At 72.6% G+C, this 15,158-nt stretch carries 10 protein-coding genes; 7 read left to right on the plus strand and 3 right to left on the minus strand.

Annotated elements, in window-relative coordinates; genetic code table 11:
- Nucleotides 1-239: 239 nt before the first annotated feature.
- On the minus strand, nucleotides 240-1,667 hold the full coding sequence (locus DNK56_RS24270; RefSeq protein WP_111337966.1) for a glycoside hydrolase family 18 protein: 1,428 nt from the start codon (nucleotides 1,665-1,667) through the stop codon (nucleotides 240-242).
- Nucleotides 1,668-1,868: 201 nt separating this feature from the next.
- On the opposite strand from DNK56_RS24270, the gene DNK56_RS24275 reads away from it, so the two are divergent.
- From DNK56_RS24275 to DNK56_RS24295, 5 genes are all read left to right on the plus strand, one after another.
- Nucleotides 1,869-2,621, plus strand: coding sequence for a GntR family transcriptional regulator (locus DNK56_RS24275; RefSeq protein ID WP_111337967.1), 753 nt, complete (start codon nucleotides 1,869-1,871; stop codon nucleotides 2,619-2,621).
- Nucleotides 2,622-2,868: 247 nt separating this feature from the next.
- Entirely contained in the window at nucleotides 2,869-3,054 is a 186-nt protein-coding gene (locus tag DNK56_RS24280) for an SPOR domain-containing protein (RefSeq protein WP_111337968.1), read from the plus strand.
- A gap of 39 nt (nucleotides 3,055-3,093) precedes the next feature.
- Nucleotides 3,094-3,495 (plus strand): NUDIX hydrolase, encoded by a 402-nt coding sequence (locus tag DNK56_RS24285; protein ID WP_111337969.1) that lies wholly within the window; start codon nucleotides 3,094-3,096, stop codon nucleotides 3,493-3,495.
- A 282-nt stretch (nucleotides 3,496-3,777) separates the two neighbouring features.
- Nucleotides 3,778-4,206, plus strand: a complete 429-nt coding sequence (locus tag DNK56_RS24290; protein WP_111337970.1) for an ATP-binding protein — start codon at nucleotides 3,778-3,780, stop codon at nucleotides 4,204-4,206.
- 194 nt (nucleotides 4,207-4,400) lie between these two features.
- Nucleotides 4,401-6,947: a SpoIIE family protein phosphatase gene (locus DNK56_RS24295; RefSeq protein ID WP_111337971.1), complete on the plus strand. Its 2,547-nt coding sequence runs from the start codon at nucleotides 4,401-4,403 to the stop codon at nucleotides 6,945-6,947.
- 345 nt (nucleotides 6,948-7,292) lie between these two features.
- Here DNK56_RS24295 and DNK56_RS24300 read toward each other — a convergent pair whose 3' ends face one another.
- Nucleotides 7,293-8,006 (minus strand): PspA/IM30 family protein, encoded by a 714-nt coding sequence (locus DNK56_RS24300; RefSeq protein ID WP_111337972.1) that lies wholly within the window; start codon nucleotides 8,004-8,006, stop codon nucleotides 7,293-7,295.
- A 219-nt stretch (nucleotides 8,007-8,225) separates the two neighbouring features.
- Nucleotides 8,226-10,322, minus strand: coding sequence for a TPM domain-containing protein (locus DNK56_RS24305; RefSeq protein ID WP_111337973.1), 2,097 nt, complete (start codon nucleotides 10,320-10,322; stop codon nucleotides 8,226-8,228).
- Nucleotides 10,323-10,608: 286 nt separating this feature from the next.
- Between DNK56_RS24305 and DNK56_RS24310 the strand changes: the two genes are divergently transcribed.
- Nucleotides 10,609-12,795, plus strand: coding sequence for an ABC transporter family substrate-binding protein (locus DNK56_RS24310; protein ID WP_111337974.1), 2,187 nt, complete (start codon nucleotides 10,609-10,611; stop codon nucleotides 12,793-12,795).
- 117 nt (nucleotides 12,796-12,912) lie between these two features.
- Nucleotides 12,913-14,820 carry a translational GTPase TypA gene (gene typA, locus DNK56_RS24315; RefSeq protein WP_111337975.1) on the plus strand — a complete coding sequence of 636 codons (1,908 nt, stop codon included), beginning with the start codon at nucleotides 12,913-12,915 and terminating at the stop codon, nucleotides 14,818-14,820.
- Nucleotides 14,821-15,158: the final 338 nt, after the last annotated feature.

A 15,158-nucleotide genomic window follows, 5' to 3' on the forward strand; every position in this document is an offset into this window, starting at 1 on the left:
GAGGGCGGCGGCACGACGTGCGGCGCGGTGGACCGGCGGCTTCGCCCCGGTGGGAGCGGTGCCGACGCACGAGTGTGTGGAGCCGCCCGGCGCGGCTGCCAGGCACCGGGCGAATGCCGAGGGGTTTCCCTATGCGGGCCCGGAACCGGGGAGTCCCCGTGCCCGCCGGCGACCGTGCGCACGCCGAAGGGGCGGCCGCCGGGTGTACCGGCGACCGCCCCTCGGGCGTTCAGCGCGTGCTAGCGGCGGGAGGAGAGCCCGCGGTCGACGGCGGTCATCAGCTCGCCGTCCTCGGTGTCCCCGTCCAGCGACCAGAACATCGCGCCGCCGAGCCGGTGGTCACGGATGTACTTGGTCTTGGCGCGCAGCACCTGCGGGTCGTCGTACGTCCACAGCGTGGTGCCGTCGAACAGCCAGGCGCTGCCGTCGCGGACGTTGCGGTGCACCTTGTACGCGCCGGAGTCGGCCAGCTTCTTGAGGGCCTTGTAGTCCTCGGAGCCGGCACCCCAGGTGCCCTGGGCGGGGCCGGTCGCCGGCTGGTTCAGGCCGTCGCCGCCGCCGGTCACACCGGTCCAGCCCTGCCCGTAGAAGGGCATGCCCACGACCAGCTTGCGGGCGGGGGCGCCGCGCTTCAGCCAGTCGCGCACGGTCTGGTCGACGGAGAAGTCGCCCTTGCCCGCGTACAGGGCGGACTGCTGGGCCGTCGTCGCCTGGCCGGACACGTGGAAGTCGTAGCCCTGCAGGTTCACGAAGTCGAAGTCCCGCATGATGCGCGGGATGTCGAAGCCGGCGTCGATCTTCTCGGGGGACGTGGGGACGAACGCCGAGAGGTCGTAGTGCTTGGGCTTCGCCTTGTGGTGCTTGCCCTTGCGGTCCTTGGCCTTGGCCTTGGCCTCGCTCTTGGCGTAGGCGTCGAGCTGGACGCGGAACTCGTGGACCAGGGCGGTGAAGTTCCGCTTGTCCTCGGGGCGGTACACCGTGTCGGTGTCACCGGCCGAGCCCGGCCACTCCCAGTCGATGTCGATCCCGTCGAAGAGACCGGCCGCGGCGCCGTCGCCGCCGCGGGTCCCGTCCACCGGCAGGTTGCCCTTGATGTACAGGTCGATGCAGGAGGAGACGAGCGCCTTGCGCGACGCGGGGGTGCGGACCGCGTCGGAGAAGTGGGTGGACCAGCCCCAGCCGCCGAGCGAGATCATCACCTTGAGGCCGGGGTGCTTGGCCTTGAGCTCGCGCAGCTGGTTGAAGTTGCCCGCGAGCGCCTGGTCGTCGGTGTCGGCGACGCCGTCCACGGAGTTGGCGGCGTCGAGCGGGCGGACGTAGTCGGCCCAGGCGTCGGCCTCACCGGGGATGTTGCCCGTGAAGCACTTGCCCTCGGCGCTGACGTTGCCGAACGAGTAGTTGATGTGGCTGAGTTTGGCCGCCGTACCGCTGGTGTCCAGGTCCTTGACCTGGAAGTCGCGTCCGTAGACGCCCCATTGGGTGAAGTAGCCGATGCGCTTGTAGTCCTGCGCGGTGTTGTGGTGGCCGTGCTTGCCACCGTGCTTGCCGTGGCCGTTGCCATGTCCGTTGCCGTGCCCGGACGAGGCGTTGGCCGCGGGGGAGAGGGAGGCCGCGAGCGCGAAGGCGCAGGCGGCGATGGCGAGTGAAGACTGGGTTCTTCGACGCATGAGGCCAGAAGTTATTGGTCTGGACCAAACGCGGTCAAGGGTTTGGCAAAGGCGGTTTAAAGCCGTCCTGGCCGATCCGGTGCGGAACTATGCGCAGGCCCGCCCGATGTCATCACTTCGAGTGAAGTTATGGCCTGCGCTTGCGGTTCGGAACCCACGGTTGCGACGCTGTCGCAGTCCGTCAACCTTGGGGAGTGGCCTGTGGCTTTCGGTGAGCGGCCCGCCTATCTGCGCGTGGCGAGCGATCTGAGGGAGAAGATCGTCAGCGGCTTGCTGCCGCCGCACACGCGGCTGCCCTCGCAGGCGCGCATCCGCGAGGAGTACGGGGTCTCGGACACGGTCGCGCTGGAGGCGCGCAAGGTGCTGATGGCCGAGGGCCTGGTCGAGGGGCGCTCCGGTTCCGGCACCTATGTGCGCGAGCGGCCCGTCCCGCGCATGGTCGAGCGATCCGGCTTCCGGCCCGACGCGGGCGCCGGACCGTTCCGGCAGGAGCAGGCGGCCGAAGGGGTGCGCGGGACCTGGGAGTCGCGGAGCGAGCAGGAGGACGCGAGCGCCGAGATCGCCGCGCGCCTCGGGATCGAGCCGGGCGACCGGGTGATGCGCACGCACTACGTGTTCCGGGAGGCCGGCGAGCCCGTGATGCTCTCCACCTCCTGGGAGCCCCTGGCGATCACGGGGCGCACCCCGGTGATGCTGCCGGAGGAGGGCCCGCTGGGCGGCTGCGGGGTGGTCGAGCGGATGGCCGCGATCGACGTCGTCGTGGACAACGTGGCCGAACAGGTCGGCGCGCGCCCGGGGCTGGCGGAGGAGCTCCTGGCGCTGGGCGGCGTACCGGGCCATGTGGTGATGGTGATCGAGCGGACGTTCCACGCCTCGGGGCGGCCCGTCGAGACCGCCGACGTGGTGGTGCCCGCCGATCGCTACCGGGTCGGCTACCGGCTGCCCGTGAGGTGAACCGGCCGGTCCGGGCCACCTGATCGTCATGCTCTGAACCCGGTGACGCCTCGGGGGCGCATTCGCGAGAATGCGCCCCCGAGGCGTTGGTCTGTTCCTGGCCGGATCGGTACCTCTTTGTGTAAAGCCGTATCCGCTGCGTGAAGGTCAGGCGTACGCTCAGGCATATGCGTACTGGGGTTTCCTGGAGTTCCGTGGGGGCGTGCACATTGTTCAGGGGAGGGGCGCGATGCTCGGGAGAAACGCGATGAGCAACGACAGCGGTGCCGTGCTTTCTTGGCTGGTGATACGGCAGGACGACAACGGCAACCGCTACCGCGTGGGCAGGTACGCCACGCAGGGCGAGGCCCAGCGGGCCGCCGACAAGCTGCAGGACCGGGGGCGCGAGCAGTTGTACTGGGTGGAGCGCATCGGCCAGACCGCCCGGCCGTAAGGTACTGCCGACACGGTCGCGGGCGGTGGAGGCGGAGCGATGGCGGTCCTGATCGACACGGTGGCATGGGTCCGCATCGAGGGCGGCCGGATTCTCTGCGCCCGGCCGCGGGGGAAGGACGTCTTCTACATCCCGGGCGGCAAGCGGGAGGGCGCCGAGAGCGACCTCGACACGCTCGTGCGCGAGATCCGGGAGGAGCTGACGGTCCGTATCGACGCGGAGTCCGTCGCGCACGTGGGCACGTACGAGGCGGGCGGGCCCGGCTTGCCCGGCGACGCGGTGGTCCGCATGGCCTGCTACACCGCCGGTTTCACGGGCGAGCTGAGGGCCAGCAGCGAGATCGAGGACGTGGCGTGGTTCTCGTACGCCGACCGGGATCTGGTGCCGCCCGTCGACCAACTGCTTTTCGACGATCTCCGGGCGTGGGGCGACCTCGCCTGACCGCCGCCCCCGCTCGCGCCGGGACCCCGTTACCCGATCCGCGCCCGGTGCGCGCCCCGGCCGGCGGCGGACACCGGCGGCGCACGGTTGCGGGCGGGGCGCCCGCGGTGCGGAGCGCGGCGCCGGGTGCGTGCGCCCCCGCCTCCCGGGGCACCCGTACGTGCGCACCGCCGTACACCCGTACGCCCCGCGTGTCGAGCCCGGCGGTGTCCGGTGACGAATTTCGGGTATGTGCTGGTTTGTCCCCCGTCAGCAGGACGTCACCGTTGCCGGCTCTTGGGAGTGATCGGCGTGACCGATACCGAAGGCGATGGTGCCGAGTGGAGCTTTCCGGCCGTCCCCGGTGCCGTACGCGCCGCCCGGCAGGCGGTCCGGGGCGCGCTGCGCGAGTGGGGCCTCGGCGGGGCCGTGGTCGACGAGGCGGTTCTGCTGGTCAGCGAGCTGGTGACCAACTCGATGCGCTACACACCGGGGCCCGTCGGGGTGCGTGTGACGCACCCCCGGACGGCCGGTGGCCGCGCCGCCGCCCTCCCCGGACTGGTGGTGGAAGTCTCCGATCCGCTTCCGGAAGCACCCACCGAACGTACGCCGGGACCCGACGACGAGAGCGGCCGGGGACTGCAGCTCGTGGCCCGTGCGGCACGCCGCTGGGGCACCCGGCGGGGAAAGAGCGGCAAGACGGTGTGGTTCGAGCTGGCTCTGCCTGGTTAGGAGTGAGGTTGGGACGCACAGCGATCACCGGAGGTCGGGAAGAACCTGGCTGAAAGGGACTGAGACCGTGCTGTGATCGTGAACGCCGTGCCGGACGGGGCCGTAGTGCTGAATACTGCGGGCATGACCGGTCCGGTGTGTGAGCTGGAGGGGACGGTCGCGTGAGCGAAATACCTGGGACAGCGGGCGACGTCGTGTGGCAGAGCAGTCCGCCTGGCTCGATCTACGACTACATCAGAGTCGCCTCCTTCTCGATCGGGCCGGACGGGCTGATCGAGCAGTGGAGCCGCCGGGCCGCCGGTCTCTTCGGCGTGGCCGCGCGGGACGCCCTGGGCAGGGACCCGGTCGAGGCGTTCCTGCCGGGCGAGGTCCGCAGGGAGGGCCGCCGCAGGGTCGGCGAGGTGCTCGACGGCAAGGAGTGGACGGGTCTCGTCCCGTTCCGGATGCCCGGCGAGGGCGGGGCGCACGGCCTCGCCGAGATCTATGTGATGCCCAGTGAGACCGCCACCGGCGAGCGGGCGGCGGTCTGCATCGTCGTGGACGTCCGCGCCCTGCGCCGCATCGAGACGGATCTCGCCGCCTCGCAGGCGATTTTCGGCCAATCTCCCTTCGGTTTCGTGTTGTTCGGCACCGATCTCACGGTCGTCCGGGCCAACGAGCGCTTCGCCACCGTCTTCGGCGGCCGGGCCGACGACCACCGGGGCCGCACCGTCGCGGACTACCTCACCGGCACCGAGGCCGACCGCCTCACCGCCACCCTCGAACGGGTCCTGGAGACGGGCAATTCCGTCACCGACCTCCAGCTCGTCGGCACGGCCCCCGGCGACACCGAACGCCGCCACTGGTCGATGAACCTCTACCGGGTGCACAGCGGTTCGGGCCGCCCCATCGGCATCGCCGGACTCGCCACCGACGTGACGCGACGTCACACCGCCGCCCGCGAGGCCGCCAGCGCCCGCCGCAACCTCGCCCTGCTCAACGAGGCCAGCGCCCGCATCGGCAACTCCCTGGACCTGGAGACCACCGCCCGCGAACTGCTCGACGTGGCCGTCCCGGTCTTCTGCGACCTGGCCTCCGTCGACCTCTACCAGGCCCTGCTCACCGGCGACGAGGCGGCGCCCGGCAGCTGGAACGCGCTGCCGCAGGACGCGGTCGGCGGCTCCGCCGAACTGCGCCGGGTCGCCTTCGCCAGCGCCGTGTCCGACGCCGTGCCCGCCCACCCCGGACCGCCGGGCGGGACCACCGGACCCCCCGCGCTCGGCGCCGTCCACCGCTACCCCTTCGGCTCGCCCTGCGCCATCGCCCTGCGCACCGGCCGCGCGGCGGACGTGCCGGGCGACGACCGGGGCTTCGTGCAGTCCACGCTCGCCGTGCCGATGGTCGCCCACGACACCGCGGTCGGCCTGGTGCGGTTCTCCCGCACGAAGGGCAGTGAGCCGTTCGACGACCGGGACCGGACGCTGGCCACCGAGCTGGCCGCCCGCGCCGCCGTCTGTATCGACAACGCCCGCCTCTACCGCCGCGAGCACGAACGGGCCCTGATCCTCCAGCGCAGCCTGCTGCCCCCCGGCGACCCGGAGGCCGCCGGGCTCGACATCGCCTGCCGCTACCTGCCGGGCAACACCGCCAACGAGGTCGGCGGCGACTGGTTCGACGTGATCGAGCTGCCCGGGCACCGCACCGCCCTCGTCGTCGGCGACGTCATGGGGCGCGGCCTGCGCGCCGCCGTGGCCATGGGCGAACTGCGCACCGCCGTGCGCACCCTGGCCCTGCTCGACCTGGAGCCCGCCGAGGTGCTCTCCGCGCTCGACGAGGTCGCCCGCGGACTCGGCACCCCCGGCTCCGCCTCCTCCGCCGGCGGCGGGGGAGCCCAGTGGCCCGCCCGCGCCGCGCACAAGTCCCGCGAGGCGGACCTCTCCGAGGTGTACCTCGCGACCTGCGTCTACGCGGTCTACGACCCGGTCACCCGGCGCTGCACCTTCGCCAACGCGGGCCATCTGCCGCCGGTCGTGGTCGAGCCGGGCGAGGCCGCGCAGCTGCTCGACGTACCGCCCGGCATGCCCCTCGGCGTCGGCGGCGAACCCTTCGAGGAGGTCGAGGTCGAGCTGAAGGAGGGCGCCCTCCTCGGCCTCTACACCGACGGGCTCGTCGAATCACGCGACCATCCGCTGGACGAGGGCCTCGCCGCGCTCCGCAAGGCGCTCGTCGCCCCCGACCAGCCGCTGGAGGACGTCTGCGACCGGGTCCTCGGCTCGCTGCACACCCGGCACGGTGAGGACGACATCGCCCTGCTGATGGCCCGCATCCAGGGCCTGCCCGCCGACGCCGTGGGCGACTGGCGGCTGCCCCGCGAGCTGCGCTCGGTCGGCCGCGCCCGCGAACTGGCCCGCGACCAGCTGACCTCCTGGGGCCTGGACGAGCTGGTGGACACCACCGAGCTGCTGGTCAGCGAGCTGGTCACCAACGCCCTGCGCTACGGCGAGGGCGAGATCCGGCTCCGGCTGCTGCGCGACCGCACCCTGGTCTGCGAGGTCTGGGACGCCGGTCTCGTCCAGCCCCGCCGCCGGCGCGCCCGCGACACGGACGAGGGCGGCCGGGGCCTCCAGCTCGTCGGGCTGCTCAGCGCGGCCTGGGGGGCGCGGCGCACCCCGCGCGGCAAGACCGTCTGGTTCGAGCTGCCGCTGCCGGACGGCCGGCCGCCCGCCGAACGCTCGGTGGAGGAGCTGCTCAGCATGTTCTGAGCCGGGCCCGCCTCGGGCGCGCTCGCGTCACCGGGAACCTCCGAGGATGCCCCCGCCCTCAGGCCAGGGAGGAATCGGACTCCTGCGAAGTAGGGCGAGAAACGGGGTTTCGCCCCCAGGGCGAAAGGCCGCCCACGTGATCAGGTACGCTGGTCGGCGTGCGGTGCGAGAATCAAGCTCCGTACGCGTGCTGATCGAGAACCAAGACGGCACATGCGCCTCCAAGCTTTTCCGTGCCGAACCGGGCAGGTTTCGTCCCGGCTGGTGTTGATCGTGGAAGACCTGCCGGGTTGCTGACCCGCAGGCAGCGTGAGCCAGGAATCCCCTGCTTCAGCTGGGGAGGATTCAATTCGTGGTCTTCAGCGCGGCGAGGCGGGCCTCCACCTCGGCGCTGTCGCCCAGCGCGTCCAGCCGCTCGAACTGCGCGTCCAGCGAGGAGGCGGCCAGCTCCTGCTTGCCCAGGGCCCGCGCCTCCTCGCGCCGCACCTTGTCCTCGAACCGGCTCAGCTCGCTCGTCGGGTCGAGCACGTCGACGCTGCCCACGGCGTCCATCATCCGGTTCTGCGCCTCCGCGGACCTGGCCCGTGCCACCAGCTCGTCCCGCTTGGCCTTCAGCTCCGCCAGCTTGGCCTTCATCCGGTCCAGGCCCGCCCTGAGCTTGTCCACCACCTCGGTCTGCGAGGCGATGACCGGTTCGGCGGTCGCGGCCTCCTTCTCGGACTGGAGCTGGCGCCCGAGCGCGACCTTCGCCAGGTTGTCGAACGTGTCCGCCTCCGGGCCCGAACCGCCCGCCCGCAGCTCGTCCGCCTTCCGGCTCGCGGCCAGCGCCTTGCCGCCCCACTCCCGCGCCGCCTCCACGTCCTCCCGGTGGTCCTGCTCCATCAGCCGCAGATTGCCGATGGTGGCGGCCACCGCCTGCTCGGCCTCGGCGATGTTGGCCGTGTAGTCGCGGATCAGCTGGTCCAGCATCTTCTGCGGGTCCTCCGCCTGATCGAGCAGGGCGTTGATGTTCGCCTTCGCCAGCTGGGTGACGCGTCCGAGAATCGTCTGCTTGCTCATGGCACCTCTCCTGTGTTTCGCCGCGGCCGGACCGCGGCACGGGGTTTACGGGAACGTGGGGCGGGCTTTACGGGGACGGGGGACGGCGTTTACGCGGGCGGGGGACGGCGTATACGGGGAGCGGCCGCCCGGTCGAAAGGGACGGCGTACGGGTTTACGGGGACGGCGTACGGGAAGCGGCCGGCGCCCCGCCTCGGGGCCGGCCACCACCGCCCCGCCTCAGAAGCGGCCGCCACCGCCGCGCCGGCCGCGCGTCCCCCCGCCGCCGAAGCTGCCCGGCCCGCCCCCTCCGTAGCCGCCGCCCATGCCGCCGTAGCCACCGAAGCCGCCTCCCATGCCGCGCCGTCCGCCGCCCCCGCCCATCAGGCCGCCCAGGAGGATGCCGCCGAGGACCGCGCCGCCCATGCCCCCGCCACCGCCCGCCGTACCGCCGGGTGGTCCGCCGCGCCCGTAGTCGCGTACGTCCTGCTCGGCCAGGGCGCGCGCCTCGTCCGCCAGCGCGTCCGCCCGCTGCGCCTCGGCCAGCGCGGTCTGCGCGTCCCCGGTGCGCGCCAGCTCGGCGGCCCGCTCCAGGCGCCGCTGCCCCTCCGCCAGCCGGGTCCGGGCCGCGCTGCCCACCGCGCCCCGGTTCGTCGTGATGTAGTCGGCCGCCGCGGCGAGCGAGGAGCGCGCGGTGAGCATCGCCGCCTCCAGCAGCGAGCGGGCCCGGGTGTCGCCCCGCTCCCGCTCCCGCGCCCCGGCCAGCGCCTCGTCCAGCGCGGCGTCCGCCTCCTCCGCCCGGCGCAGCGCGTCGATCGGGTCGTAGCGGCCGCCCCGCTCCTCGCGCACGTCGTCGGCGACCGAACGGGCCCGGGCGATCCGGCCCCGCAGGTCAGCGGTGGACGCCCCCTCGGACACGCCCTCCAGCAGCCCGCCCGCGTCCGCGAGGTCGGTCTCCAGCTCGGTGAGCGCGGCCGGCAGCCGGTCCGCCGCCGCGTCCAGCTCCCGCCCCCGCCTCTCCACCCCGTCGATCAGGGTGGCCGCCTGGCCGATCGCGCCCTCGGCGGCCCGCACCCGTACGGCGGCCGCCGCGTGGTCGCCGCCGTCCACCGCCTGCCGGGCCGCGTTGAGCGAGGAGGTGGCGAAGGAGAGCCGGTCCCTGGCCCGTTCCACGTCACCGGCCACGGGGGCCGACGCCTGCTCCGCGTACCGTTCGCGCATCGCGGTGAGCGCGGACTCGGCGGCCGGGACGCGCCCGGTCAGCTCGCGGAAGGCGGTCTCGGCGGCGGCCAGGGCCTGCGGCGCGTCGCGCTCCAGCTCGCGCAGCCGGTCGAAGTCCTCGGCGACGGCGTCGAGCCGGCCGTCTGCGTTCGCGCAGCGGCTGAGGATCTCGTCCAGCATCCGGCGGCGGGCCGTGTCGTCCTCCGGGAAGGCGTCGTCGAGTTGCTGGCGCAGCCGGAACGCGTCCGTCAGCCGGCTTCTGGCGTAGGCGACCGCCTCGGCGAAGGGTGCGGCGGCCTCTTCCCCGAACTGCGCGGTCGCGAACCCCAGTTCCTCCTCGCTGGTGCGGACCGCGTCGTCGGTGGCGACCAGCGCCTCCTTGGCCCGCGCGTCGAGTTCCGGCAGCGGGGCGGCGCGCGGCGCGGCCCGGCCCCAGCCCGTCGCGCCGGGTGTCGTACGGGTGGCGGCCCGGCGCCTGCGCCGCAGGAAGGCGTACGCGGCGACGGCCGCGACCGCGCAGAGCAGGACGACCGGCAGCAGCAGGTCCCCGGTGCCGGTGCCGCCCGAGCCGCCGCCGGGGTCGGCCGGGCCCGGTGTGATCGCCGGGGTGGGCACGGCCCGGCCGGCCAGGACGGCGGCGCAGCCATCGGCGGCGCCGATCGCGGCACCCGCCCAGTCGTTCTGCCGGAGCGCCGGTTCGACGGCGGTGCGCGCGATCTCCTGGAACCCGGCGTCGGTGAGCGGCGCGTCCTGGTCGAGGGAGTAGCCGTACTGCCGGGCGTGGGTGGCGACGGCCAGCAGCACGTCGTCGCGGCCGAGTCCGTTGCGTCCGGCGGTGGCGTCGGCCCAGTCCTGCGGGGAGCGCCCGGAGAAGTCGCGTACGTACACCACGAAGAGCTGGACGCGGTGCGTGTCGTAGAGCCGGTCGAGGGCCGCGGTCACCCGGGGCTCGCGGTCTCCGAGCGCGCCCACCCGGTCGGTGATCTGCCCCTCGCGGGACAGGGTGACCGGATCGTCGGCGGACGCGGTGGGCGCGGGGGCCAGGGCCAGCCAGCACACCGCCAGCAGTGCGGCGAGCAGCGCCCGCCCCGGCAGCGGAATCCGGGTTCGGCTCACAGGCGGAGTCACGTTTGCGAGGCTATGTCCAGCTTCGGGGAGCCGCGACACGAGCAGGTCGCCGGGGCGGCCCGCAGGCAGGGGCCGGATGCGAGCGCCCTGCCCACCGCCCCCTGCGCCGCACGGGTGAGGTTTCGGGCGGCCGCGCCGTGTCGGGGCCGCCTTCCCGCGCGAGGGCGTTTTCAGTGGAGGGACGACATCAGTGTGATCAACTGCAAATTCCCCCGAAAACGCTCAATCCGGCTCATGCGTGGCGCGGGCCGGGCCGTCCCCGGAGGTACCAGCCATGTCCCACGTCGGCGTCCCGCGCGGGACGGCCCGAAAGCGCCGCCGCCTGCCCGCCCTCCTCACCGCGGGCGTGCTCACCCTCCCCGTGCTGGCCGGATGCGGTTCCGGCGGGGACAAGACGGCGGCCGTCGCCGTCGTACCGCAGGACGTGGCCCGCGCCGCGCGCGCCCAGGTCGCCGACGGCGGCCGGGTGACCTGGGCGATCGACGCCCTGCCCAGCACCCTCAACGCCTTCCAGGCGGACGCCGACAGCGCCACCACCCGGATCACCGGAGCCCTGCTGCCCACCCTCTTCCCGCTGGATGCCCGGGGCCGCCCGCGAATCAACCCGGACTACCTGGAATCCGCGAAGGTCACCGAGACCGAACCCCGCCAGGTCGTCGTCTACCGGCTCAACCAGCAGGCCGTCTGGAGCGACGGCCGCGAGATCGGCGCCCCCGACTTCGTCGCCCAGTGGCGGGCGCTGAGCGGCAAGGACTCCGCGTACTGGACCGCCCGCAACGCCGGGTACGAGCGCATCGAGAAGATCGAGCGCGGCGCCGACGACCTGGAGGTCAAGGTCACCTTCGCCAAGCCCTACGCGGACTGGCGCTCCCTGTTCTCACCCCTCTACCCGAAGCAGGTGACCGGCTCCCCGGACGCCTTCAACGAGGGCGCCCGCACCACCCTCAAGGCCACCGCCGGCCCGTTCCGGCTGCGCGAGGTCGACAAGAAGACCAAGGCCGTCACGCTGACCCGCGACCCGCGCTGGTGGGGCAGCCGCGCCAAGCTGGACTCCCTCGTCTTCAAGGCCGTCGAGCCCAAGGACCGTACCGAGGCCCTGGCCGAGGGCACCGTGGACGTCGCCGACATCGACTCCACCACCGCCCACCGCATCGCCCAGGCCGCCCGAGAGGGCGCCGCCGGAGCACCCGCCCAGGGCCCCGGCGCCCCGCTCTCCCCGGCCCAGGCCCTGCGCTCCTGGGCCGTCGCGCACGGCTCCGACGAGGAGGCGGCGGCCGAGGAGCAGGAGGTCAGGGACGAGCGGGCCGAGGCCGCCGAGGCGTACGCCGACGAGCAGAGCGGGCTGCGCGCGTACGTGGTCCGCAAATCGCTGGAGCCCGCCTACACCCAGCTCGCGCTGAACGGCGAGTCCGGGCCGCTCGCCGACGACCGGGTGCGCCGGGCCGTCGCCCGCGCCCTGGACCGCCAGGAGCTCGCCGACACCGTGCTCAAGCCGCTCGGACTGCCCGCCCAGCCGCTCGGCAGCCATCTGGCCGTCGCCGGGCAGCCCGCGTACCGGGACGGCAGCGAGGCGCTCGGCACGCAGGACACCGAGAAGGCCCAGGCGCTGCTCGCCGCCGCGGGCTGGACGCGCGAGGGGGCGCTCGACCGCAACGACGGCACCAAGGCCGGCAGCGAGGGCGAGAAGCAGAAGCCGGAGAAGGACGCGGAGAAGAAGAGCGCGGAGAAGGACGAGGAGGAGAAGGGGAGCGCGGCCGACGACGGCAAGTCCGGCGAGGCCGCGCGGGAAGCCGTCCCGGCCCAGGACCGGCAGCCCGGCGGCGCCGCCGGAGCCTACGCCCCGGCCGGTACCGCGGCCCCGGCACGCGGCGCCGACGCGGCGCGCGGTCCGCTCGGCAAGAACGGCAAGCCGCTGAGCCTGCGCTTCGTGCTGCCGTCCGGGCCCGGCTCCGCCGGTCTGCGCAGCGTGGGCGAGAAGATCGCCTCGATGCTCGACACGATCGGCATCCGCACGGTGATCACCAAGGTGTCCGACGACAGCTACTTCCGCGACCACGTGGCGTCCGGCGACTACGACATGGCCCTGTACTCCTGGCCGGCCACGGCCTACCCGGCCACGGACGACCGGCCGATCTTCGCCAAGCCGGTCCCCGCGTCCGACGGCTCGCTGCTCGTCGAGCAGAACTACACCCGGGTCGGTACGGACCACATCGACCAGCTCTTCGACCGGGCGGCCGCGGAGCTGGACGAGAAGGCGGCGCAGGACCTGATGCGGCAGGCGGACGCCCGGATCTGGGCCGCCGCCGGATCGATCCCGCTCTTCCAGCGCCCCCAGCTCGTCGCCACCGGAAAGGCCCTGGTGAACGTCGGTGCCTTCGGTCTCGGCGCCCCGCACTACCAGGACATCGGCTACAAGGCGCCGCGCGCCGCGGGGCCCCCGGCGGACGGTGCGCGGAAGTAGCCCGCCGGCAGCGGGAAACCGCCGGGGAAGCCGCAGTCGTGGCCGCCCCGTACCATGGAGGTCAGCCGTGGCGCGTCCGCCCGGCGGGCCCCGAACCGAGAGAAGCGCAAGCCACCCATGCCCACGCGCCACGACATCCGTAACGTAGCCATCGTCGCCCACGTCGACCACGGCAAGACGACCATCGTCGACGCCATGCTCAAGCAGGCCGGCTCGTTCGCCGCGCACGCGGCCGAGTCGCTCGACGACCGCATGATGGACTCGAACGACCTGGAGCGTGAGAAGGGCATCACGATCCTGGCCAAGAACACGGCGGTCAAGTACCACCCGAAGGATGGCGGCGACGTCATCACGATCAACATCATCGACACCCCCGGCCACGCCGACTTCGGCGGCGAGGTCGAGCGCGGTCTGTCGATGGTCGACGCGGTGGTCCTGCTCGTGGACGCCTCCGAGGGTCCGCTCCCGCAGACCCGCTTCGTGCTGCGCAAGGCGCTCCAGCAGCGCCTGCCCGTCATCCTGTGCATCAACAAGACGGACCGCCCGGACTCGCGCATCGACGAGGTCGTCAACGAGACCTACGACCTCTTCCTCGACCTGGACGCGGACGAGGAGCAGATCGAGTTCCCGATCGTCTACGCGTGCGGCCGTGACGGCGTCGCCTCGCTGACCAAGCCGGAGGACGGCACGGTCCCGGCGGACTCCACCAACCTGGAGCCGTTCTTCACCGCGATCCTGGAGCACGTCCCGGCCCCGACGTACGAGGAGGACGCCCCGCTCCAGGCGCACGTCACCAACCTCGACGCCGACAACTTCCTCGGCCGCATCGCGCTGCTCCGCGTCGAGCAGGGCGAGCTGCGCAAGGGCCAGACGGTCGCCTGGATCAAGCGCGACGGCTCGATCCAGAACGTGCGCATCACCGAGCTGATGATGACCGAGGCGCTCACCCGCAAGCCCGCCGAGGTGGCCGGCCCCGGTGACATCTGCGCCGTCGCCGGTATCCCGGAGATCATGATCGGTGAGACCCTCGCCGACCCGGAGAACCCGGTCGCGCTGCCGCTGATCACGGTGGACGAGCCCGCGATCTCGATGACCATCGGCACCAACACCTCGCCGCTGGTCGGCCGGGGCGGCACGGGCAAGGGCGCGGACGCCAAGGCCGCGGTCAAGGACCGCAAGGTCACCGCCCGCCAGGTGAAGGACCGCCTGGAGCGCGAGCTGATCGGCAACGTGTCGCTGCGCGTCCTGGAGACCGAGCGCCCCGACGCCTGGGAGGTGCAGGGCCGCGGTGAGCTGGCGCTGGCCATCCTGGTCGAGCAGATGCGCCGCGAGGGCTTCGAGATGACCATCGGCAAGCCGCAGGTGGTCACCAAGGACGTGGACGGCAAGGTCCACGAGCCGGTCGAGCGCATGACGATCGACGTGCCCGAGGAGCACATGGGCGCCGTCACGCAGCTCATGGGCGTCCGCAAGGGCCGTATGGACAACATGTCGAACCACGGCTCCGGCTGGGTCCGCATGGAGTTCATCGTGCCGTCGCGCGGTCTGATCGGCTTCCGTACCGAGTTCCTGACGAACACCCGCGGTACGGGCATCGCGCACTCCATCCACGAGGGCCACGAGCCGTGGTTCGGCCCCCTGTCGACCCGTAACAACGGTTCGCTGGTCGCCGACCGCGCCGGTGCCGTCACCGCCTTCGCGATGACGAACCTCCAGGAGCGCGGCGTGCTGTTCACCGACCCCGGCACCGAGGTGTACGAGGGCATGATCGTCGGCGAGAACTCGCGCTCCGACGACATGGACGTGAACATCACCAAGGAGAAGAAGCTCACGAACATGCGGTCCTCGTCGGCCGACTCGTTCGAGGCGATCGTGCCGCCGCGCAAGCTCTCCCTGGAGCAGTCCCTGGAGTTCTGCCGCGACGACGAGTGCGTCGAGGTGACCCCGGAGTCCGTCCGCATCCGCAAGGTCGTTCTCGACCAGAAGGAGCGCAACCGCGCCGCGTCGCGCGCCAAGCACGGCTGAGCCGTCACCGCCAGTCGCTTTTCGGCCGACGATCCGTCAGCTCCAGGCATTGCCCAGGCGCAGGGCCCTCACAGACACTGTGGGGGCCCTGCGCCTTGGTCAACCGGTTTTCGCGGCGATCCGTCCAGTATTTGAGACACAATAGTCCGATAATCGGAGGTTGCTCTCCGAAACATGTGTTAACAGTCCGTTTCGGGGGTGTCTGTCTGGGATCATTTTGTCCGGATTTTGATCCGCGCAAGTGACGGATGTTGTCAAACCGAGACCCTTTAAGTGTGGTTTACGGCCCAGACGTACTTAATAGTTGGCTCCGTTGAGCTCGGGTCAATGGGTCACGC

Source organism: Streptomyces sp. AC1-42W, assembly GCF_003248355.1.
Classification (GTDB): domain Bacteria; phylum Actinomycetota; class Actinomycetes; order Streptomycetales; family Streptomycetaceae; genus Streptomyces.

Coding starts and splice junctions, on each gene's coding strand:
- DNK56_RS24270 (WP_111337966.1), bottom strand. CDS start 1,667: ATGCGTCGAAGAACCCAGTCTTCACTCGCCATCGCCGCCTGCGCCTTC.
- DNK56_RS24280 (WP_111337968.1), top strand. CDS start 2,869: ATGAGCAACGACAGCGGTGCCGTGCTTTCTTGGCTGGTGATACGGCAG.
- DNK56_RS24285 (WP_111337969.1), top strand. CDS start 3,094: ATGGCGGTCCTGATCGACACGGTGGCATGGGTCCGCATCGAGGGCGGC.
- DNK56_RS24300 (WP_111337972.1), bottom strand. CDS start 8,006: ATGAGCAAGCAGACGATTCTCGGACGCGTCACCCAGCTGGCGAAGGCG.
- DNK56_RS24310 (WP_111337974.1), top strand. CDS start 10,609: ATGTCCCACGTCGGCGTCCCGCGCGGGACGGCCCGAAAGCGCCGCCGC.
- typA (WP_111337975.1), top strand. CDS start 12,913: ATGCCCACGCGCCACGACATCCGTAACGTAGCCATCGTCGCCCACGTC.